The 16,830-nt window shown below is 69.0% G+C and carries 14 protein-coding genes and 1 riboswitch; of the genes, 10 read left to right on the top strand and 4 right to left on the bottom strand.

The window, feature by feature from the left end; all coding sequences use genetic code 11:
* Nucleotides 1-41: 41 nt before the first annotated feature.
* A complete protein-coding gene (locus tag FPJ27_RS23895) occupies nt 42-1,337 on the bottom strand; it encodes an MFS transporter (protein WP_204425982.1) in 1,296 nt (431 codons plus the stop codon).
* Here FPJ27_RS23895 and FPJ27_RS23890 point away from each other — a divergent pair.
* Entirely contained in the window at nt 1,336-1,482 is a 147-nt protein-coding gene (locus tag FPJ27_RS23890) for a hypothetical protein (protein ID WP_204425981.1), read from the top strand. The two genes, FPJ27_RS23895 and FPJ27_RS23890, sit on opposite strands and share 2 nt — an antisense overlap.
* Before the next feature lie 519 nt (nt 1,483-2,001).
* Entirely contained in the window at nt 2,002-2,646 is a 645-nt protein-coding gene (locus FPJ27_RS23885; protein WP_239483372.1) for a hypothetical protein, read from the top strand.
* Nucleotides 2,647-2,724: 78 nt separating this feature from the next.
* On the opposite strand, the gene FPJ27_RS23880 is transcribed toward FPJ27_RS23885, so the two are convergent.
* The gene (locus tag FPJ27_RS23880; RefSeq protein WP_204425979.1) at nt 2,725-3,414 is read right to left on the bottom strand and encodes a DUF2968 domain-containing protein; all 690 of its coding nucleotides are present in this window, start codon (nt 3,412-3,414) and stop codon (nt 2,725-2,727) included.
* 116 nt (nt 3,415-3,530) lie between these two features.
* Nucleotides 3,531-4,706 (bottom strand): type 1 glutamine amidotransferase, encoded by a 1,176-nt coding sequence (locus tag FPJ27_RS23875; RefSeq protein ID WP_204425978.1) that lies wholly within the window; start codon nt 4,704-4,706, stop codon nt 3,531-3,533.
* Nucleotides 4,707-4,986: 280 nt separating this feature from the next.
* Here FPJ27_RS23875 and FPJ27_RS23870 point away from each other — a divergent pair, with 280 nt between their 5' ends.
* From FPJ27_RS23870 to FPJ27_RS23840, 7 genes are all read left to right on the top strand, one after another.
* Nucleotides 4,987-5,667, top strand: coding sequence for a GntR family transcriptional regulator (locus tag FPJ27_RS23870; protein WP_072436077.1), 681 nt, complete (start codon nt 4,987-4,989; stop codon nt 5,665-5,667).
* Between the two features lie 7 nt (nt 5,668-5,674).
* On the top strand, nt 5,675-7,051 hold the full coding sequence (locus tag FPJ27_RS23865; RefSeq protein ID WP_204425977.1) for an amidase: 1,377 nt from the start codon (nt 5,675-5,677) through the stop codon (nt 7,049-7,051).
* 138 nt (nt 7,052-7,189) lie between these two features.
* Nucleotides 7,190-7,702: a disulfide bond formation protein B gene (locus tag FPJ27_RS23860; protein WP_204425976.1), complete on the top strand. Its 513-nt coding sequence runs from the start codon at nt 7,190-7,192 to the stop codon at nt 7,700-7,702.
* 625 nt (nt 7,703-8,327) lie between these two features.
* Nucleotides 8,328-9,332: a xanthine dehydrogenase accessory protein XdhC gene (gene xdhC / locus FPJ27_RS23855; protein WP_204425975.1), complete on the top strand. Its 1,005-nt coding sequence runs from the start codon at nt 8,328-8,330 to the stop codon at nt 9,330-9,332.
* An 18-nt stretch (nt 9,333-9,350) separates the two neighbouring features.
* Complete coding sequence (locus FPJ27_RS23850) at nt 9,351-10,376, top strand: adenosine deaminase (RefSeq protein WP_072436081.1); 1,026 nt, start codon at nt 9,351-9,353, stop codon at nt 10,374-10,376.
* Nucleotides 10,377-10,810: 434 nt separating this feature from the next.
* Nucleotides 10,811-12,130, top strand: a complete 1,320-nt coding sequence (guaD, locus tag FPJ27_RS23845; protein WP_204425974.1) for a guanine deaminase — start codon at nt 10,811-10,813, stop codon at nt 12,128-12,130.
* A gap of 151 nt (nt 12,131-12,281) precedes the next feature.
* Nucleotides 12,282-12,419, top strand: a riboswitch (yybP-ykoY riboswitch).
* Between the two features lie 78 nt (nt 12,420-12,497).
* Entirely contained in the window at nt 12,498-13,070 is a 573-nt protein-coding gene (locus FPJ27_RS23840) for a TMEM165/GDT1 family protein (protein WP_021163944.1), read from the top strand.
* Nucleotides 13,071-13,122: 52 nt separating this feature from the next.
* On the opposite strand, the gene FPJ27_RS23835 is transcribed toward FPJ27_RS23840, so the two are convergent.
* Nucleotides 13,123-13,824: a DUF4136 domain-containing protein gene (locus FPJ27_RS23835; protein WP_204425973.1), complete on the bottom strand. Its 702-nt coding sequence runs from the start codon at nt 13,822-13,824 to the stop codon at nt 13,123-13,125.
* A 186-nt stretch (nt 13,825-14,010) separates the two neighbouring features.
* Between FPJ27_RS23835 and pepN the strand changes: the two genes are divergently transcribed.
* Nucleotides 14,011-16,704, top strand: coding sequence for an aminopeptidase N (gene pepN / locus FPJ27_RS23830; protein WP_204425972.1), 2,694 nt, complete (start codon nt 14,011-14,013; stop codon nt 16,702-16,704).
* Nucleotides 16,705-16,830 lie beyond the last annotated feature (126 nt).

Here is a 16,830-nt window from a genome sequence, read left to right as displayed (position 1 = left end):
ATGCGGCCGGCGCGGCGCGATGTGCAATGTACGAGCGCCTGTCAGGCCGCCTTGTACTGATTGCGCGCGTCGGGCGTGCGGTACAGCACGAGCGTCGCAATCAGCCCGCAAATCGCGGCCACGCTCAGCCACAGCCCCGGCGCCGCCTTGTTGCCCGTCTGGTGGATCAGCAGCGTCGAGATCGCCGGCGTGAAGCCGCCGATCGTCGTCGCCAGGCTGTACGCGAGCGAGAAGCCGGCCGTGCGCACGTCGGCCGGCATCACTTCGGTCAGCGCGACGACCATCGCCCCGTTGTACGACGCGTACAGGAACGACAGCCACAGCTCGACCGCAAGCAGCCGCAGGAACGACGGATCGCCGACGAGCCACAGCACGGCCGGGTATGCCGACAGCAGCGTCAGCACCGTGAACGCGATCAGCACCGGGCGGCGGCCGATACGGTCGGACAGCGCGCCGGACAGCGGCAGCCACACGAGGTTGGAAATGCCGACGCAGACGGTCACGACGAGCGCGTCGAGCGACGACAGGTGCAGCACTTCCTTGCCGAAGGTCGGCGTGTACGCGGTGATCATGTAGAACGACACCGTCGTCATGATCACCATCCCCATGCCGGCAACCACGATGCCCCAGTTGTCGAGCATCGAGCGCATGATCTCGCCCATCGACGGGCGGTGGCGCTTCGCGAGAAACTCGTCCGTTTCCTTCAGCGAACGACGGATCAGGAACAGGAACGGCACGATCAGGCAGCCGATCAGGAACGGAATGCGCCAGCCCCACGCGGTCATCTCGTCGACCGGCAGCGCGCGATTCAGCAGCACGCCGACGAACGCGGCGAACACGACGGCCACCTGCTGGCTGCCCGACTGCCACGACGTATAGAACCCCTTGTGGCCCTTCGTCGCGATCTCCGACAGGTAGACCGACACGCCGCCGAGTTCGACGCCCGCCGAGAAACCCTGCAGCAGCCTGCCGAGCAGCACGAGCACCGGCGCGAGCACGCCGATCGTCGCGTAGCCGGGTATCGAGGCCACCGTGAGCGTACCGAGCGCCATCAGCCCGAGCGTCAGGATCAGCCCCTTGCGGCGGCCCTGATGGTCGATGTACGCGCCGAGCACGATCGCACCGACCGGCCGCATCAGGAAGCCCGCGCCGAATACCGACAGCGACAGCATCAGCGACGCGAATGCGTTGCCGCTCGGAAAGTAGGTTTTCGCGATGGCCGACGCGTAATACCCGTAGACCATGAAGTCGTACATTTCCAGGAAGTTGCCGCTGACGACCCGGAATACGGTGCGGAATTTCGATTCCTGCGCGATGGCGTGTGACGCTGTGGACATGTTTTTCTCGCTCGGCTCGGATGGCGCGAATCCGCGCCGCATGGATCAGACGACGCCCGCGGCGCCGGACCGGCGCCCACGGGCATCGCTGCCCGCCGGCGGCGCGCCGCACGACGACGCGCGCACCGGCATGGTCCGCGAATGATGCCACGCCAAGCCGACATTTGCCTTGTGCCGCCCCTGCTGCCGCCGTCGCGGCATTCGACTCGTACGAGTCGCCCCGAAACGGGCGCGAAAATCAGACTGATCTGATCGACCGGCTCTCGCCAGCCGACCACAATGTCACGATTTGCGACGAGATTTCCGCGCCGCGGCCGGCACGGTTGCCTGTGTCGCACGGCGCACCGCCCTCATGACTCCATCGCCCCTCGTCCCCGTCGAAGGCGCGCTCGCCCGCCCTCGCATCGCTCCGCTCGATCACGTACCGCCGTTCGGCCGCGAATGGACCTTTCGCGGCGCGCCCGGTGCGCGACCCGACAAGCACTGCCTCGCCACACTGACGACGTCCTGCATCGACGTCGACCGGCCTCATCGCGCGTGCCGCTGGCAGCCATGGCCCGTGGCGGCGTCAGCACCGAATCCGGCAGGGGCGCCGGTCGCGCCGGCTGCAGTTGCCGGCAGACGCTCCCGGCGCACCGTCCAGGGCTCTCGCGACCGACGTGCGATGTACGCAATCTGCTGGAGCATCGGCGCGTTCGGCATCATCGGCTGGCTGATCGCCGCGCACGAACCGTTCACGGGCTTCGAGCCTGCGCCCACGATCCAGATGGCCGTCATTGCGCCGGACCACACCACGTCATCGACCGGTACCGTGCGAGTTGCCGCAGTTCAGTCCGGTATGTCGACAAACACGTCACCTCGGCGCACGGTGGCGACACCCGTCACGAAGACTGCAGAATCGCCACCGGCCACGCACCATGCCGCGCCTCGTCCGGCGTCGCTTCGCACAAGGGCAACGTCCGACGTGCAGCGCGCCGCCGCTGCATCGCCGCGTCGAACAAACGGCACGCGCACGACAGCGGCCCCGGCCCGGATACCGACCGTGCCGCAATTGGCTGCACGTCCGCCAGTCCTGAGCAATGCAGCCAGCACTCGCGCCCCCGATCGGCTCGCCCCGCCGCCGCGCTCGACGGACACACGCGATGCACACGACACACTCGACGATCCGCTCACGCTGATCGCGACGGCAAATACGCTGCGCGCCGCGCAGCCTGCCCGTGCGGCGCATGCGCCGGCCGCCGGCTTCGACTGGACGTCGCAACTGTCCCATCGTCGCGTCACCGACACACCAGACGCGTTCGCGCGCTGACGGTCGCTCAATAAAAAAACCCGGCGAAGATCGCTTCGCCGGGTTTTGCTCGTCTCTCCGTCCGTTTGACGACTCGTTTTACTTGTGCGAGGGCAGCCCCGTCTCGGTCTGCCTCTCGAGTTGCCGCACCTGCTCCTGCAGATCGCGCAACTGCATCTGCGCGGCCCGCTTCTCGACCTGCAGCGCGTGCGTCTGCTCCTGGGCCGACTTTTGCCGCTGCACGACCTCGGCCTGCTGGCTGCGCGCGACGCTCAGATCGGCCTGCAACTGCTGCGCACGATTCGCCTGCAGCGCGATCACGCGTTCGAGGAACGCCTTCTGCGCCTGCAGCTCGGTACGGCGGATCTCGATATCCGCGAGCTGCGCGGTCTGCTGGACGAAGTTCGCATACACCATCTCCGCGCGGTTCTTCTCCTGCGACCGGATCACGCGCCACAGATGCTTGTCCTGGAACAGCGCGACGTAGTACGTCATCTCGCGCGGATCGAACATCAGGCTCGCACCGTAGCTGCCGTTGTACGTCGTGCGCATCTCGACGATCCGGCCGTCGTGCAGCATCTGCGTCAATTCGGCGACGTTACCTTGCGTGCTCGCGTCCGACGCGGATGCAGCCGGCGCCGCATCGCCGCTCAGGCTCGTGACCGCCGGACGCGTACCGGCGGCCGGCGCGGTCGCGTCGGCAGACCAGACCGCGCCCGCTTGTGCGCAGGCGGCCAGTGCAACGATCCACGTCGCGCATCGTGCAGGGAAAAAGTTTCGGAAAGCCAACGTCAGACTCCGGCGAACGAATCGGAACTCGCGATTATCGTTCAAAACGAAACGGCCGCATCTCGAAATTTATCGGGATGCGGCCGGACTGCGTGCGACACGAAGAATGCGGCTTGCTACAGACGGGTTTCGCGCGCCGCGCGCAGGAACGCATCGAGCAGCGGCGTGCAGTCGAGCAGCTCCGAGCCGCCCGCGCGATGGAACTCGGGGTGCCATTGCACGCCGACGACGAACGGCGAACGCCGATGGCGAATGCCCTCGATGATCCCGTCGCCGGCCGACACCGCCTCGATGTTCAGATCGCGGCCGAGATCGCGGATCGCCTGGTGGTGGATCGAGTTGACGATCGCTTCGCTGCGCCCGGGGAACATGCTTGCGAGCGTCGACGAGTCGGGGAAGCGGATGGCGTGGCGATGCTGGTCGTAATGCTCGCTCACGTGCGCATTCGCGGTCGGCACATCGGTGGCGATGTCCTGGTACAGCGAGCCGCCGAACGCGACGTTGATCAACTGGCAGCCGCGACAGACGCCGAGCACGGGTTTGCCGGATTCGACGAACTCGTGCAGCAACTCGAGTTCGTACATGTCGCGCACGCGGTCGCCCGGCCATTCGGGGCGGGCGTCCGACGCCGCGTAGGTTTGCGGCGACACGTCGGCACCGCCTTGCAGCAGCAGGCCGTCGAGATGCTTCGCGTAGTCGCGCAGGCGGATATTGCTCGGGTGAATCATGCCCTGGTGGCCGACGGTCGGAATCATGAACACGAGCACGTCGCGCGACATCACCCAGTGTGCGATCGATTCCTCGAGATACTGCAGCGTCTTGCCCCGCAGCCCCTTCGCGCCCGGTTCCGGATGGAAGATCCGCGCCGACACGCCGATGCGCAGCGTGCGCTGCGTGATGCGCTGGCCGGCGCGGTCGAACAGCCGGCGCGCGCGCGCCGCGATGATCCGGCCGAACACCGACCACGGCGTGTCGCTCTGCTTCAGGTAGGCCGGCGGCGCATTCTGCGCGCTCGCGGGCGGCGGCCGCGGCGTATCGAAATCGGGCGGCGCGCCGAACCCGGGCGGCGGCGAGCCGGGCTTCGGCGGCGCGGCGGCGCCATCGCCCGCGGCGCCCGCCGCCCCCGGCTCGGATGCGGCCGTGACGGGCGACGCGCCGTCCACGGCGACGTTTTGCGCGGCAGCCTGCGCTGCCGGCGCATCGGGCGTTTTCGCCGGATCGGGACGGGGAGAATCGGAAGAAGCGGAAGAGGTGCCGGGCAGACCGGCCGGGGAAAGCGTGTTTTCGCTCATGACGATGGTCTGGTACGTCGCTCACGCGTATGGATAAACGAGGATCCATTATGCTTCAGTGCACGATCGCGCGGTAAACCTGCAACATCCTGTCGACATTGTTGCAAGTCGGTGGCAGGCCGTGCCGGGGCGCGCCCGCGTTCGCGTGCCGGCGACGCCACCGCGTCGCCGCGTGCACTGGACACCAGTGATATATCACAATAATATCCACGGATTGCCCATGCTTCCCGATCGCCCGCGCCATGATCGCACCCCGTCCGGCCGCCGCGCCGCAACCCGCATGAATGCCCTGACCGACGTCATCCGCGACCGGCCCGCCGCATCGGCGATCAGTCTCGCCGACCGCGCCTACGCGCTGATCCAGCGCGACATCATCACGATGCGCCTGAAGCCGGGCGCCGCGCTCAACGAGGCCGATCTGGTCGCGCGCACGGGGATCGGCCGCACGCCCGTGCACCAGGCCGTGCACCGGCTCGTGCTCGAAGGGCTGCTGTCCGTGATGCCCCGCAAGGGGCTGATGGTGCAACCGCTGTCGCTCGACGACATCGTCGCGGTAATCGACGTGCGGCGTATCAACGAAGCGCACTGCGCCGAACTCGCCGCGCGCCATGCGACGCCCGACGATCTCGCGCGCATGGCCGCACAGCTCGACGACGGGCAGGCCTGCGTCGACACGCACGACGTCGAAGGCATGATGGAGCTCGACCGCGCGTTTCATCAGGCGATCGCCGCGGCCGCGCGCAATGCGGTCCTCGCCGAAATCCTGCGCGCGCTGCACGAGCGCTCGCTGCGCTTCTGGTTCGTCACGCTGTCCGAACCTCACCATCTCGCCGACGTCCAGCACGAGCATCGCGAACTGTTCGAACGGCTGTCCGCGCGCGACGCCGCCGGCGCGCGCGCGGCCGTCGAACGCCATATCGATTCGTTCCGCTCCGCGCTTCTTCAACATCTTCGCCCCTGAGCCGCCCATGACCACGTTCACGCCCTTCCCCCCGCTCGCCCAGCTCGCCGCCGACCTCGCCGCCGGCCGGACCACGAGCCGCGCGCTCGTCGACGCCGCGCTCGACCGGATCGCCGATCCGTCGGGCCAGGGCGCCGTCGTCTTCACCGAAGTCGATGCCGACAACGCGCGCGCGGCCGCCGACGCGCACGACCGGCTGCGCGCCGCGGGCACCGTGCTGTCGCCGCTCGCGGGCATTCCCGTGTCGGTGAAGGACCTGTTCGACGTCGCGGGCCAGGTGACGCGCGCGGGCTCGCGCGTGCTCGACGGTGCGCCGGCCGCGCGCACCGATGCGGTCGCCGTCGCGCGGCTCAAGCGCGCGGGCGCGGTGCTGGTCGGCCGCACCAACATGAGCGAGTTCGCGTTCTCCGGGCTCGGGCTGAATCCGCACTTCGGCAATCCGCGCTCGCCGTACCGCCGCGACGTGCCGGGCGACGCCCGGATTTCCGGCGGCTCGTCGTCGGGTGCGGCCGCGTCCGTCGCCGACGGGATGGCCGCCGTCGCGCTCGGCACCGACACGGGCGGCTCGATCCGCATTCCGGCCGCCCTGTGCGGGCTGACGGGCTTCAAGCCGACCGCGAGCCGGATCCCGACGCAAGGCGGCGTGCCGCTGTCGACGACGCTCGACTCGTTCGGCCCGATCGGCCTGACGGTCGCCTGCTGCGCGCTCGTCGACCGGATGCTCGCGGGCCTCGAACCGCACGTGCCGGCCGCACGGCCGCTCGAAGGCGTGCGGCTCGGCGTGCTGACGAACTACGTGACGGACGGCGTCGATGCCGACGTCGCGGCCGCGCTCGACGCCGCGCTCAAGCATCTCGAAGCCGCCGGCGCGATCGTCACGGAAGTGCGCTTCTCCGCGCTCGACCGGCTGCCCGACATCAACCGCTTCGGTTTCTCGCCGATCGAGGCGTACGCATGGCATCGCCCGCTGCTCGCGCGGCACCGCGACCAGTACGACCCGCGCGTGCTGACGCGGATCCTGAAGGGCGAACCCGCGAGCGCGGCCGACTATCTCGACCTGCTCGCCGCGCGCGCCGCGATGCTCGACGAAGCCGCGCACACGGTCTGGTCGCGCTTCGATGCACTCGTCGCGCCGACGGTGCCGGTCGTGCCGCCGCGCATCGCGGAACTCGAAGCGGACGACGCCGCGTTCACGCGCACCAATGCGCTGATCCTGCGCAACCCGAGCGCGTTCAACTTCCTCGACGCGTGCGCGCTGTCGCTGCCGTGCCATCCGCGCGACGCGGCGCCGGTCGGCCTGATGCTCGCGGCAGCGCCGCATCGCGACGACGCGCTGCTCGCGATCGGCCAGGCGGTCGAGGCCGTGCTGAACACGATCCGCTGACCGCGCCAGCCGATCGACGGCGGGCGATGCGCGCGGTGCGGCAGGGTGCCGCACGCGCGTTGTCAGTTTCGTGCCAGACCGTTCGCGCTAAAATCGCGCGATTGTTTTCCGGACCGACCCACGAGGAACCCCGCCGACATGAACGACTACACGCTTGCGCTACGCCGCGAACGCCGCCTGCTGATGCTGCTCGGATGGGTGTGCATCGCCCTGCTGGCCGGTGCGCTGTACCTGCAGTACGTGAAGAACGAAGATCCGTGCCCGCTGTGCATCATCCAGCGCTACTTCTTCGCCGCGATCGGGATCTTCGCGTTCCTGGCCGCCGGGATCCGCCACTGGCGCGGCATCTGGGTACTCGAGCTGCTGATCGCGATCGCCGCGGCCGGCGGCGTCGGCACCGCCGCTCGGCACCTGTCGATCCAGATGAATCCGGGCTTCAGCTGCGGCTTCGACACGCTGCAGCCGATCGTCGACAGCCTGCCGCCCGCGCAATGGTTCCCCGGCATGTTCAAGGTCGCCGGGCTATGCGAGACCGTCTACCCGCCGATCCTCGGCATCCTGCTGCCCGGCTGGGCGCTGATCGGCTTCGCCGCGATCCTGGTTGCGGTCGTCGCAAGCCTCTGGCGTCATCGCCGCAAGCTCGCGGCCTGACCGGCCGGCCGCTTCAGCGGCGCCCTGCGCGCGCGGCCCGCTCAGTCGGGCCGCGCAGCCGCCGGTCCGTCGTCGCCCGGTCGTGCCGGACGCCTTCGCAAGCCGCATCCGGCCAGCCACACGTAAACCCCTACCCCGCCGCTGCCCGGATTTCCGGGCGAACGCGCGTCGCGCGACTGCCGCATCCGCGCCCCGTCACGCCTGCGTTTCGGCCCGATGTGCACGCAGCGGCGCCCCGATCCCGCGCGGCGGGCCTATGATCGACATGATCGCCTCCTGATAGCCCGGATCACCGCCCGGCAATGTTCCCGTCGCCTTGCGGTGCTATCTTCCTGACTGGATGGCGATCTACGTGCGCGAGGCCAGGCGGTCTCACCGCCCCCTGCGTAACGCGCGCCCGATCCGCAATGTCGACTGGATTCATCATGACAACGCAAACCATCCGCATCCGTCACCCTCATGGTGTACGCGTGTCCGGCGGCACCGCCCGCACGCGCGTTCAGCGCGCCGCCGCACTGCATCGGCCGTGCGGCCGGCCTGCCCCGCTCCCGTCCGTCCTCGTTGCCGCCGTGGCCGCCAGCCCGCGCCGCGTGTCGTGCTGCGTCGTCCCGAACGGAGCGTGCTGATGGAAGCCTGGCTCGGCGATCTGCAGCAACTGCTCGCGCACGGCGAAGCGGCCGTGCTCGTCACGGTCGCGCACACCGACGGCTCCGCGCCGCGCGAAGCCGGCACCAAGATGCTCGTCACGCGCGACACGGCCCGCCATACGATCGGCGGCGGTCATCTGGAATGGAAGGCAATCGAGATCGCGCGGCATCTGCTGAAGGACGGCGCGCACGTGCCGCATGCGCGCAGGCTCGAGCGGCTCGCGCTCGGCCCGAGCCTCGGCCAATGCTGCGGCGGCGCGGTCGTGCTCGCGTTCGAGCGGCTCGACGTCGGCGATCTCGGCTGGATCATGTCGCTCGCGAAGCGCGTCGCGGCCGGCGCCGCGACCGTGCGTAGCGTATCATTCGGCCCCTCGCCGGGCGCGCCGCTGCTGAGCGAGCCCGAATCGGAAGCCGCGCGTGCCGACTGCCTGCTGTGGGAAACCGGCGGCGTGGCGCTGATGACCGAAACGATCGCGCCGTATGCGTTCCCCGTCGTGCTGTTCGGCGCCGGGCACATCGGCACCGCGCTCGTGAAGGTGCTGGCGACGCTGCCGTGCCACGTGCGCTGGATCGACGGGCCCGATGCGGTGTTCCCGCCGGCCGACGTGCTCGCCGGCATCGGCAATCTCGCGATCGAGGCGGCCGCTGCCCCGGCGGACGCCGTCGACACGGCACCGCCGCAGTCCTACTTCGTCGTGATGACGCACGACCACGCACTCGATTTCGTGCTGGCCGAGCGCATCCTGCGACGCGGCGACTATGCGTACTTCGGGATGACCGGCTCGCACGCGAAACGCGTGCAGTTCGATCATCGCCTCGCGGCCATCGGCATCGACCCGGCCCAGGTCGCGCGGATGCGCTGCCCGATCGGTGTCGAAGGCATCATCGACAAGGCACCCGAAGTGATCGCGATCTCGGTGGCCGCGCAGTTGCTGCAGGCCGTCGAGGCGAACGCGAACGCGCAGGCCTCCCCTACCTACTGACCGACCAAGAACGACGCCATGACCCCGACATTCAAGGACAAGATTGCCCGTGCGCCGAAAGCGGAGCTGCACATCCATATCGAAGGCTCGCTCGAGCCCGAACTGATTTTCGCGCTCGCGCAGCGCAACGGCGTGAAGCTCGCGTACGACTCGATCGACGCGCTGCGCGCCGCGTACGCGTTCACCGACCTGCAGTCGTTCCTCGACATCTATTACGCAGGCGCAAGCGTGCTGCTGACCGAGCAGGATTTCCACGACATGACGGCCGCGTATTGCGAACGCGCGCTCGCCGACAACGTCGTTCACACCGAGCTGTTCTTCGACCCGCAGACGCACACCGAACGCGGCGTGCCGATCGAGACGGTCGTCGCGGGCATCGAGCGCGCACTCGCCGATGCCGAGCAGCGCGGGCTGTCGAGCAAGCTGATTCTGTGCTTCCTGCGCCACCTGTCCGAAGAGGACGCGCTCGCGACGTTCGAATCCGCATTGCCGCTGTTCGAGCGCTATCGCCATCGCCTGATCGGCGTGGGTCTCGACTCGTCCGAGCTCGGCCATCCGCCGACGAAGTTCGCGCGCGTGTTCGACAAGGCGCGCGCGCTCGGGCTGAAGCTCGTCGCGCACGCGGGCGAGGAAGGCCCGCCGGCGTACATCTACGAAGCGCTCGACGTGCTGAAGGTCGACCGGATCGACCACGGCGTGCGCAGCATCGAGGACGCGGCGCTCGTCGAACGCCTCGCACGCACGCGCACGGCGCTCACCGTCTGCCCGCTGTCGAACCTGAAGCTGTGCGTGTTCGACGACATGGCGAAGCACACGCTGAAGGCGCTGCTCGACCGCGGCGTCGCGGTGACGATCAACTCCGACGATCCGGCCTATTTCGGCGGCTACGTCAACGAAAACTACTTCGCGACGGCCGAAGGGCTGCGCCTCACCGATGCCGAAGTCCATGCGGTGATCCGCAACGGCTTCGAGGCGTCGTTCATCGACCCGGCGCAGCGCGATGCACTGATCGCGCGCCTCGACGCGTACTGGCAGGCCGCGTGACGGCCCGCATCGAGGTGCGCTGGACAGATGAAACACGGTAACGGCATCCGCTTCGCGACTCCCGGTCCGGCCCTGCGTCGAGCCGAACGCTTGCATGCACCCGGCGCGAACGCGTTCAACGCGTTCGCTGCCCGCGTGGCGGCGACGCAGTCCGTCGCCGCCCGCCGGCGCGTGCGGTCGCGGCTTGCCGTCCCGTTCGCCGCCGCATCGGTCGCGATCGCCAACGCTGCGAGATTCGCGGGCAATCACGCGCTCGCGGCCGCGGCCGCCACGAACGCCTGCGCAATCGCATCCGGACGCGCCGCACGCAGTGTGTCGCGGCGACTCGCGAAGCGGCGCCCGGCAGCCGCGCGGGTGGCGCCGTCCATGCCGTCGCCCGCGCGGCGTCGATCGCTTTCTTCTGTTCGCCTTACCTTGATGCAGGACCATTCGTCATGACGCAAACCGCTTTTCGTTCCCAACTGCTGACCTTCAACGGCGACCCGGCTAAATCGAGCCAGGCCGCGAACTACGAGACCGACGGCCTCCTAATCGTCGACGACGGCAAGGTCGTCGCGGCCGGTCCGTATGCAAAGCTCGCCGCGACGCTCGCGCGCGACGCGATCGTCCATGACCTGCGCGACAAGCTGATCGTGCCCGGCTTCATCGACACGCACATCCACTATCCGCAGACGGACATGATCGCGTCGCCGGCGCCGGGCCTGCTGCCGTGGCTCGACAAGTACACGTTCCCGACCGAGCGCCAGTTCGGCGATCCCGGGCATGCGCGCGAAGTCGCCGACTTCTTCGTCGACGAACTGCTCGCCTGCGGCACGACGAGCGCGCTCGTCTACTGCACGGTGCACAAGCAGTCGGCCGACGCACTGTTCGCGGCGAGCGACGCGCGCGACCTGCGGATGATCGCGGGCAAGGTGCTGATGGACCGCAACTGCCCCGAATTCCTGCGCGACACCGCGCAATCGGGTTACGACGACAGCGCCGAGCTGATCGGCCGCTGGCACGGCAAGGGCCGCCAGATGTACGCGCTCACGCCGCGCTTCGCGCCGACGTCGACCGAGGCGCAGCTCGAAGCGTGCGGCGAACTCGCGCGCCGCCATCCGGACGTGTTCGTGCAAAGCCACGTCGCGGAAAACGTCGACGAGGTGAAATGGGTGGCCGAGCTGTTCCCCGGCCATCGCAGCTATCTCGACATCTACGATCGCTACGGGCTGCTGCGGCCGCGCGCGGTGTACGGCCACTGCATCCACCTCGACGACGAGGACCGCCGCCGGATGGCCGAGACGCGCACCGCCGTCGCGCACTGCCCGACGTCGAACTTCTTCCTCGGCAGCGGGCTGTTCGATTTCGACAAGGCCGGCGAATACGACGTGCCCGTCACGCTCGCCACCGACGTCGGCGGCGGCACGTCGTTCTCGATGCTGCAAACGATGAACGAAGCGCACAAGGTCGCGCGGCTGTCGGGCCACCACCTGAGCGCGACGCGGATGTTCTGGCTCGCGACGGCCGGCGCCGCGCAGGCACTCGCTCTCGACGACACGGTCGGCACGCTCGCGCCGCGCACCGAGGCCGACTTCGTCGTGCTCGATCCGCAGGCCACGCCGCTGCTCGCGCGCCGCACGAAGCGCGCGGATTCGCTCGAGGAATTGCTGTTCGCATTGGCGCTGCTCGGCGACGACCGCGCGGTGTACCGCACCTATGCGGCGGGCAAGCTCGTCCACGAACGCGGCGCGGCCCGCCGCGCGGCCGCAGCGTAACTGCCCGCCGGGCTTCCGTCCCGGCATGCGCGGCGACGCATCCACCGCCGCGCATGCCGGGTAGCCGAAGGCGCCATGCGCCGATCGTGTCCCAGTGCGCCTCGCAACCCTACCCGGCCGCATTCCCGCCCGCGACACACCGTGCTAGAATTCGCCGCTCATTGGGGAGTAGCCGCTCCGCTCGATGCCTCGCGCCCCCGGCGCGCATCGTGACGGAGGCGTCCGTCAACAGACTTGGCCGTTCGGCCATGGCGGACGCAGCCACCTAGGCCTGGCGAGACCGATGGTTCACAGTGCGCCGCATCAGGGCCCGGCGCGCCGTGGATCGTCGCTCGCACGCACAACATCGGCCCGCGGAACCCCATACGTGTCCCAAGCCTTCCTGATTTCCACCGGCGCCGTCGCCCTCGCTGAAATCGGCGACAAGACCCAACTGCTTTCCCTCGTGCTGGCCGCGCGCTATCGCAAGCCGGTGCCGATCATCCTCGGCGTGCTCGTCGCGACGCTCGTGAACCACGGTTTCGCCGGCGCGCTCGGCGAATGGCTCGGCGCGCTCGTCACGCCGTCGATCATGCGCTGGGCGCTCGCGTTCTCGTTCATCGCGATGGGGTTGTGGATCCTCGTGCCGGACAAGCTCGATGCCGACGAAGCCAATGCCAACCGTTCGCGGCTCGGCGTGTTCGGCGCGACCCTCGTCGCGTTCTTCCTCGCGGAAATGGGCGACAAGACGCAGATCGCGACCGTCGCGCTGGCCGCGCGTTTCCAGGACTACATCGGCGTCGTGGCCGGCACGACGTTCGGGATGATGCTCGCGAACGTGCCGGCGATCCTGCTCGGCGACCGCTTCGCGCACCGTCTGCCGACGAAGCTCGTGCACGGGATCGCGGCCGTGCTGTTCGTCGTGCTCGGCGCGCTGGCGCTGCTGGGCGTCGGGGTCTGACGGACGGAGGTGGCCGGCGCGGCCGGGCGGCCGCGCCGTTGCTGACGCAGCGTTACTTCGCGACCGCCGCGCCCGAAGCCGGCGCAGCCGGCACCGCACGCTCGTTGGCGGCCGGCGTCGCCGGGCCGCCGCGCTTGTCGACCGGCAGCCGGACCGAGCGGACCGCGCCGTTCGACAGCGGGAAATCGGCGAGCGCGCTGCGCGCAAGGAACGGCATCGCGTACAGCAGCGTGCCGTTGTCGCCGGTCGTGCGCGCGGACACGTTGTAGACCTCCTTGCCCGTCGCGCGCTCGGTGATGCGGATGCCGAGCGTGTAGTCGAACACCTGGTACGTCTGCGCGACGTAGCCGGCCGGCATCGGCCCCCAGGGCCCCCACGGGCCCCACGGCCCGCGCCGCCAGTACGGCCCCGGCCCGACGAACCAGGGATCGTAGTAGACGGGCTGCGGCACCGTCACGAGATCGCTGCCGACCGCATAGGTCAGCCCGACGAGATACCGCGCCTGCGCCTGCGGCACCTGCCGGAACGCATACGCGGACAGCTCGCTCGCGACGATCGGCTCGTAGGTCGATTGCTCGATGCTGTTCTTCTGCGCCTCGGTGCGCGTAAACGCATAGGTGCGTGTCGCGTCGCTGCCGCTCCAGTCGGAGAAGGCCGTGACCTGGGTCGTCACGTAGCTGGTGCAGCCCGTCAGCAGCGCCACGCACAGCGCCGCCGCCCAGCCCGCACCGCGAAAAATCCATTCGCGTTTCATGTTGATCCTCGTCGATCCGTCACCCGTTCGTCGCACCGCGCGAACCGGACGGGATGCCGATAATACGCGGACTGCCGGAACCGGTAAAAAGTTCGCGCGGCACGCAGCCGCAAGCCTTTGTACAATGGCCCGGTTCGCCCGGCCCGTGCCGCGGGCCCGTCCCCCACTCCACCGATCTCGACGACCATGTCCGACAACGCCTCCTCCACCGTGATCCGCCGCGCCGACTACACGCCGCCGGCCTTCCTCATCGATTCCGTCGCGCTCGAATTCGATCTCGCGCCGGCTCGCACGATCGTCAGGAATACGATGCGCGTGCGCCGCAATCCGGACGCCGCGCCCGCGCCGCACCTGGAGTTGATGGGCGAAGCGCTCGAATTCCTCGACGCACGGCTGGATGGTGCGCCGTTTGACGCCGTGCGCGCGCACGAGCACGGGCTGACGGTCGAGAACGTCCCCGACGCATTCGAGCTGACACTCGAAAGCGCATGCGCGCCCGACCAGAATACGACGTTGTCGGGCCTGTATGTGTCGAGCGGCAACTTCTTCACGCAATGCGAAGCCGAAGGCTTCCGCCGCATCACCTACTTCCTCGACCGCCCCGACGTGATGGCCTCGTACACGGTCACGCTGCGCGCCGACAAGGCCGCGTACCCGGTGCTGCTGTCGAACGGCAACCTCGTCGATTCGGGTGATCTGCCCGACGGCCGCCACTTCGCGAAATGGGAAGACCCGTTCCGCAAGCCCAGCTACCTGTTCGCGCTCGTCGCGGGCAAGCTCGTCGCGATCGAGGAAAAGATCACGACCGGCTCGGGCAAGGAGAAACTGCTGCAGGTATGGGTCGAGCCGGCCGATCTCGACAAGACGCGTCACGCGATGGATTCGCTGATCCACTCGATCCGCTGGGACGAAAAGCGCTTCGGCCTCGAGCTCGATCTCGACCGCTTCATGATCGTCGCGGTGGGCGACTTCAACATGGGCGCGATGGAAAACAAGGGGCTCAACATCTTCAACACGAAGTACGTGCTGGCGAACCCCGAGACCGCGACCGACACCGACTTCGCGAATATCGAATCGGTGGTCGGCCACGAGTACTTCCACAACTGGACGGGCAACCGCGTGACCTGCCGCGACTGGTTCCAGCTGAGCCTGAAGGAAGGCCTGACGGTATTCCGCGACCAGGAATTCTCGGCCGACATGGCCGCGGGCGACGACGTCGAATCGGCGGCCCGCGCGGTCAAGCGCATCGAGGACGTGCGCGTGCTGCGCCAGCTGCAGTTCGCCGAGGACGCGGGCCCGATGGCGCACCCGGTGCGCCCGGAGAGCTACGTCGAGATCAACAACTTCTACACGATGACTGTCTACGAGAAAGGCTCGGAAGTCGTGCGGATGTACCAGACGCTGTTCGGCCGCGACGGCTTCCGCAAGGGGATGGACCTGTACTTCAAGCGCCACGACGGCCATGCGGTGACCTGCGACGACTTCCGTCACGCGATGGCCGACGCGAACGGGCGCGACCTCGCGCAGTTCGAGCGCTGGTACAGCCAGGCCGGCACGCCGCGCGTGTCGGTGCGCACCGCGTACGATGCAGCCGCGCGCCGCTATACGGTCACGCTCGCGCAGGGCTACGGCGACGCGTCGCCGGCCGCGCGCGAAACGCAGCAGGGGCCGCTCCTGATTCCGTTCGCGATCGGCCTGATCGGCCGCGACGGGCGCGACCTGCCGCTGCGCCTCGACGGCGAAGCCGCCGCATCGGGCACGACGCGCGTGCTCGATTTCACTGAAACCGAGCAGACCTTCACGTTCGTCGACGTGCCGGAAGCGCCGCTGCCGTCGCTGCTGCGCAACTTCTCGTCGCCGGTGATCGTCGAATACGACTACAGCGACGACGATCTCGCCTTCCTGCTCGCGCACGACAGCGACCCGTTCAACCGCTGGGAGGCCGGCCAGCGCCTCGCGACGCGCGCGCTGCTGACGCTCGCGTCGCGCGCTGCCGCGAACGAGCCGCTCACGCTCGGCGAGAACTTTGTCGCCGCGTTCCGCCGCGTACTGACCGATGAAAGCCTGTCGCCGGCGTTCCGCGAACTCGCGCTGACGCTGCCGTCGGAAACCTATCTCGCCGATCAGATGGCAGAGGCCGATCCGGCTGCCGTGAATCGCGCGCGCCTGTTCGTGCGCCGCCAGCTCGCGACCGCGCTGCGCGCCGACTGGCTTGCCGCGTACGAGCAGCACCAGACGCCCGGCGCCTACGAGCCGACGCCGGAAGCCTCGGGCCGCCGAGCGCTGAAGAACCTCGCGCTCGCGTATCTCGCCGAACTCGACGATCCGGCCGATGCCGTGCGCCTCGCCACGGCCCAGTACGACGCAGCGAACAACATGACCGATCGCGCGGCTGCGCTCGGCGCGCTGCTGTCCGCGGCCGCCGCAGGGGCGAACGAGCCGGCCGAGCATGCGCTCGACGATTTCTACCGTCACTTCGAGAAGGAAGCGCTCGTGATCGACAAGTGGTTCGCGATGCAGGCGGCGCAACGCGGCACACCCGCGCAGCCGACGCTCGCGAAGGTTCGCAAGCTGCTCGCGCACCCCGCGTTCAACCTGAAGAATCCGAACCGCGCGCGCTCGCTGATTTTCAGCTTCTGCGCGGCCAACCCCGCGCAGTTCCATGCGGCGGACGGCTCGGGTTACACGTTCTGGGCCGAACAGGTGCTCGCGCTCGACGCGATCAATCCGCAGGTCGCGGCGCGCCTCGCGCGCTCGCTTGAACTGTGGCGTCGCTTCACGCCCGCGCTGCGCGACCGGATGCGCTCAGCGCTCGAGCAGGTTGCCGCCGGCGCGAAATCGCGCGACGTGCGCGAGATCGTCGAGAAGGCGCTCGCCTGACGCAAGCGACCGCATCGCGCCCGCGCGATAAAGCCGGTGCCGCGTGACGCGGCGCCGGCTTTTTCATTGCGCGAGTGCGGCTGGAACCGAGCGGAATCGCAGGGTCTGACCGCGCGGTTTGCCGCC

Source organism: Burkholderia sp. MS455, assembly GCF_016899445.1.
Lineage (GTDB): Bacteria > Pseudomonadota > Gammaproteobacteria > Burkholderiales > Burkholderiaceae > Burkholderia > Burkholderia pyrrocinia_C.
Note: the sequence above shows the minus strand (reverse complement) of the source record. Positions and strands in the feature narration are given on the sequence as shown.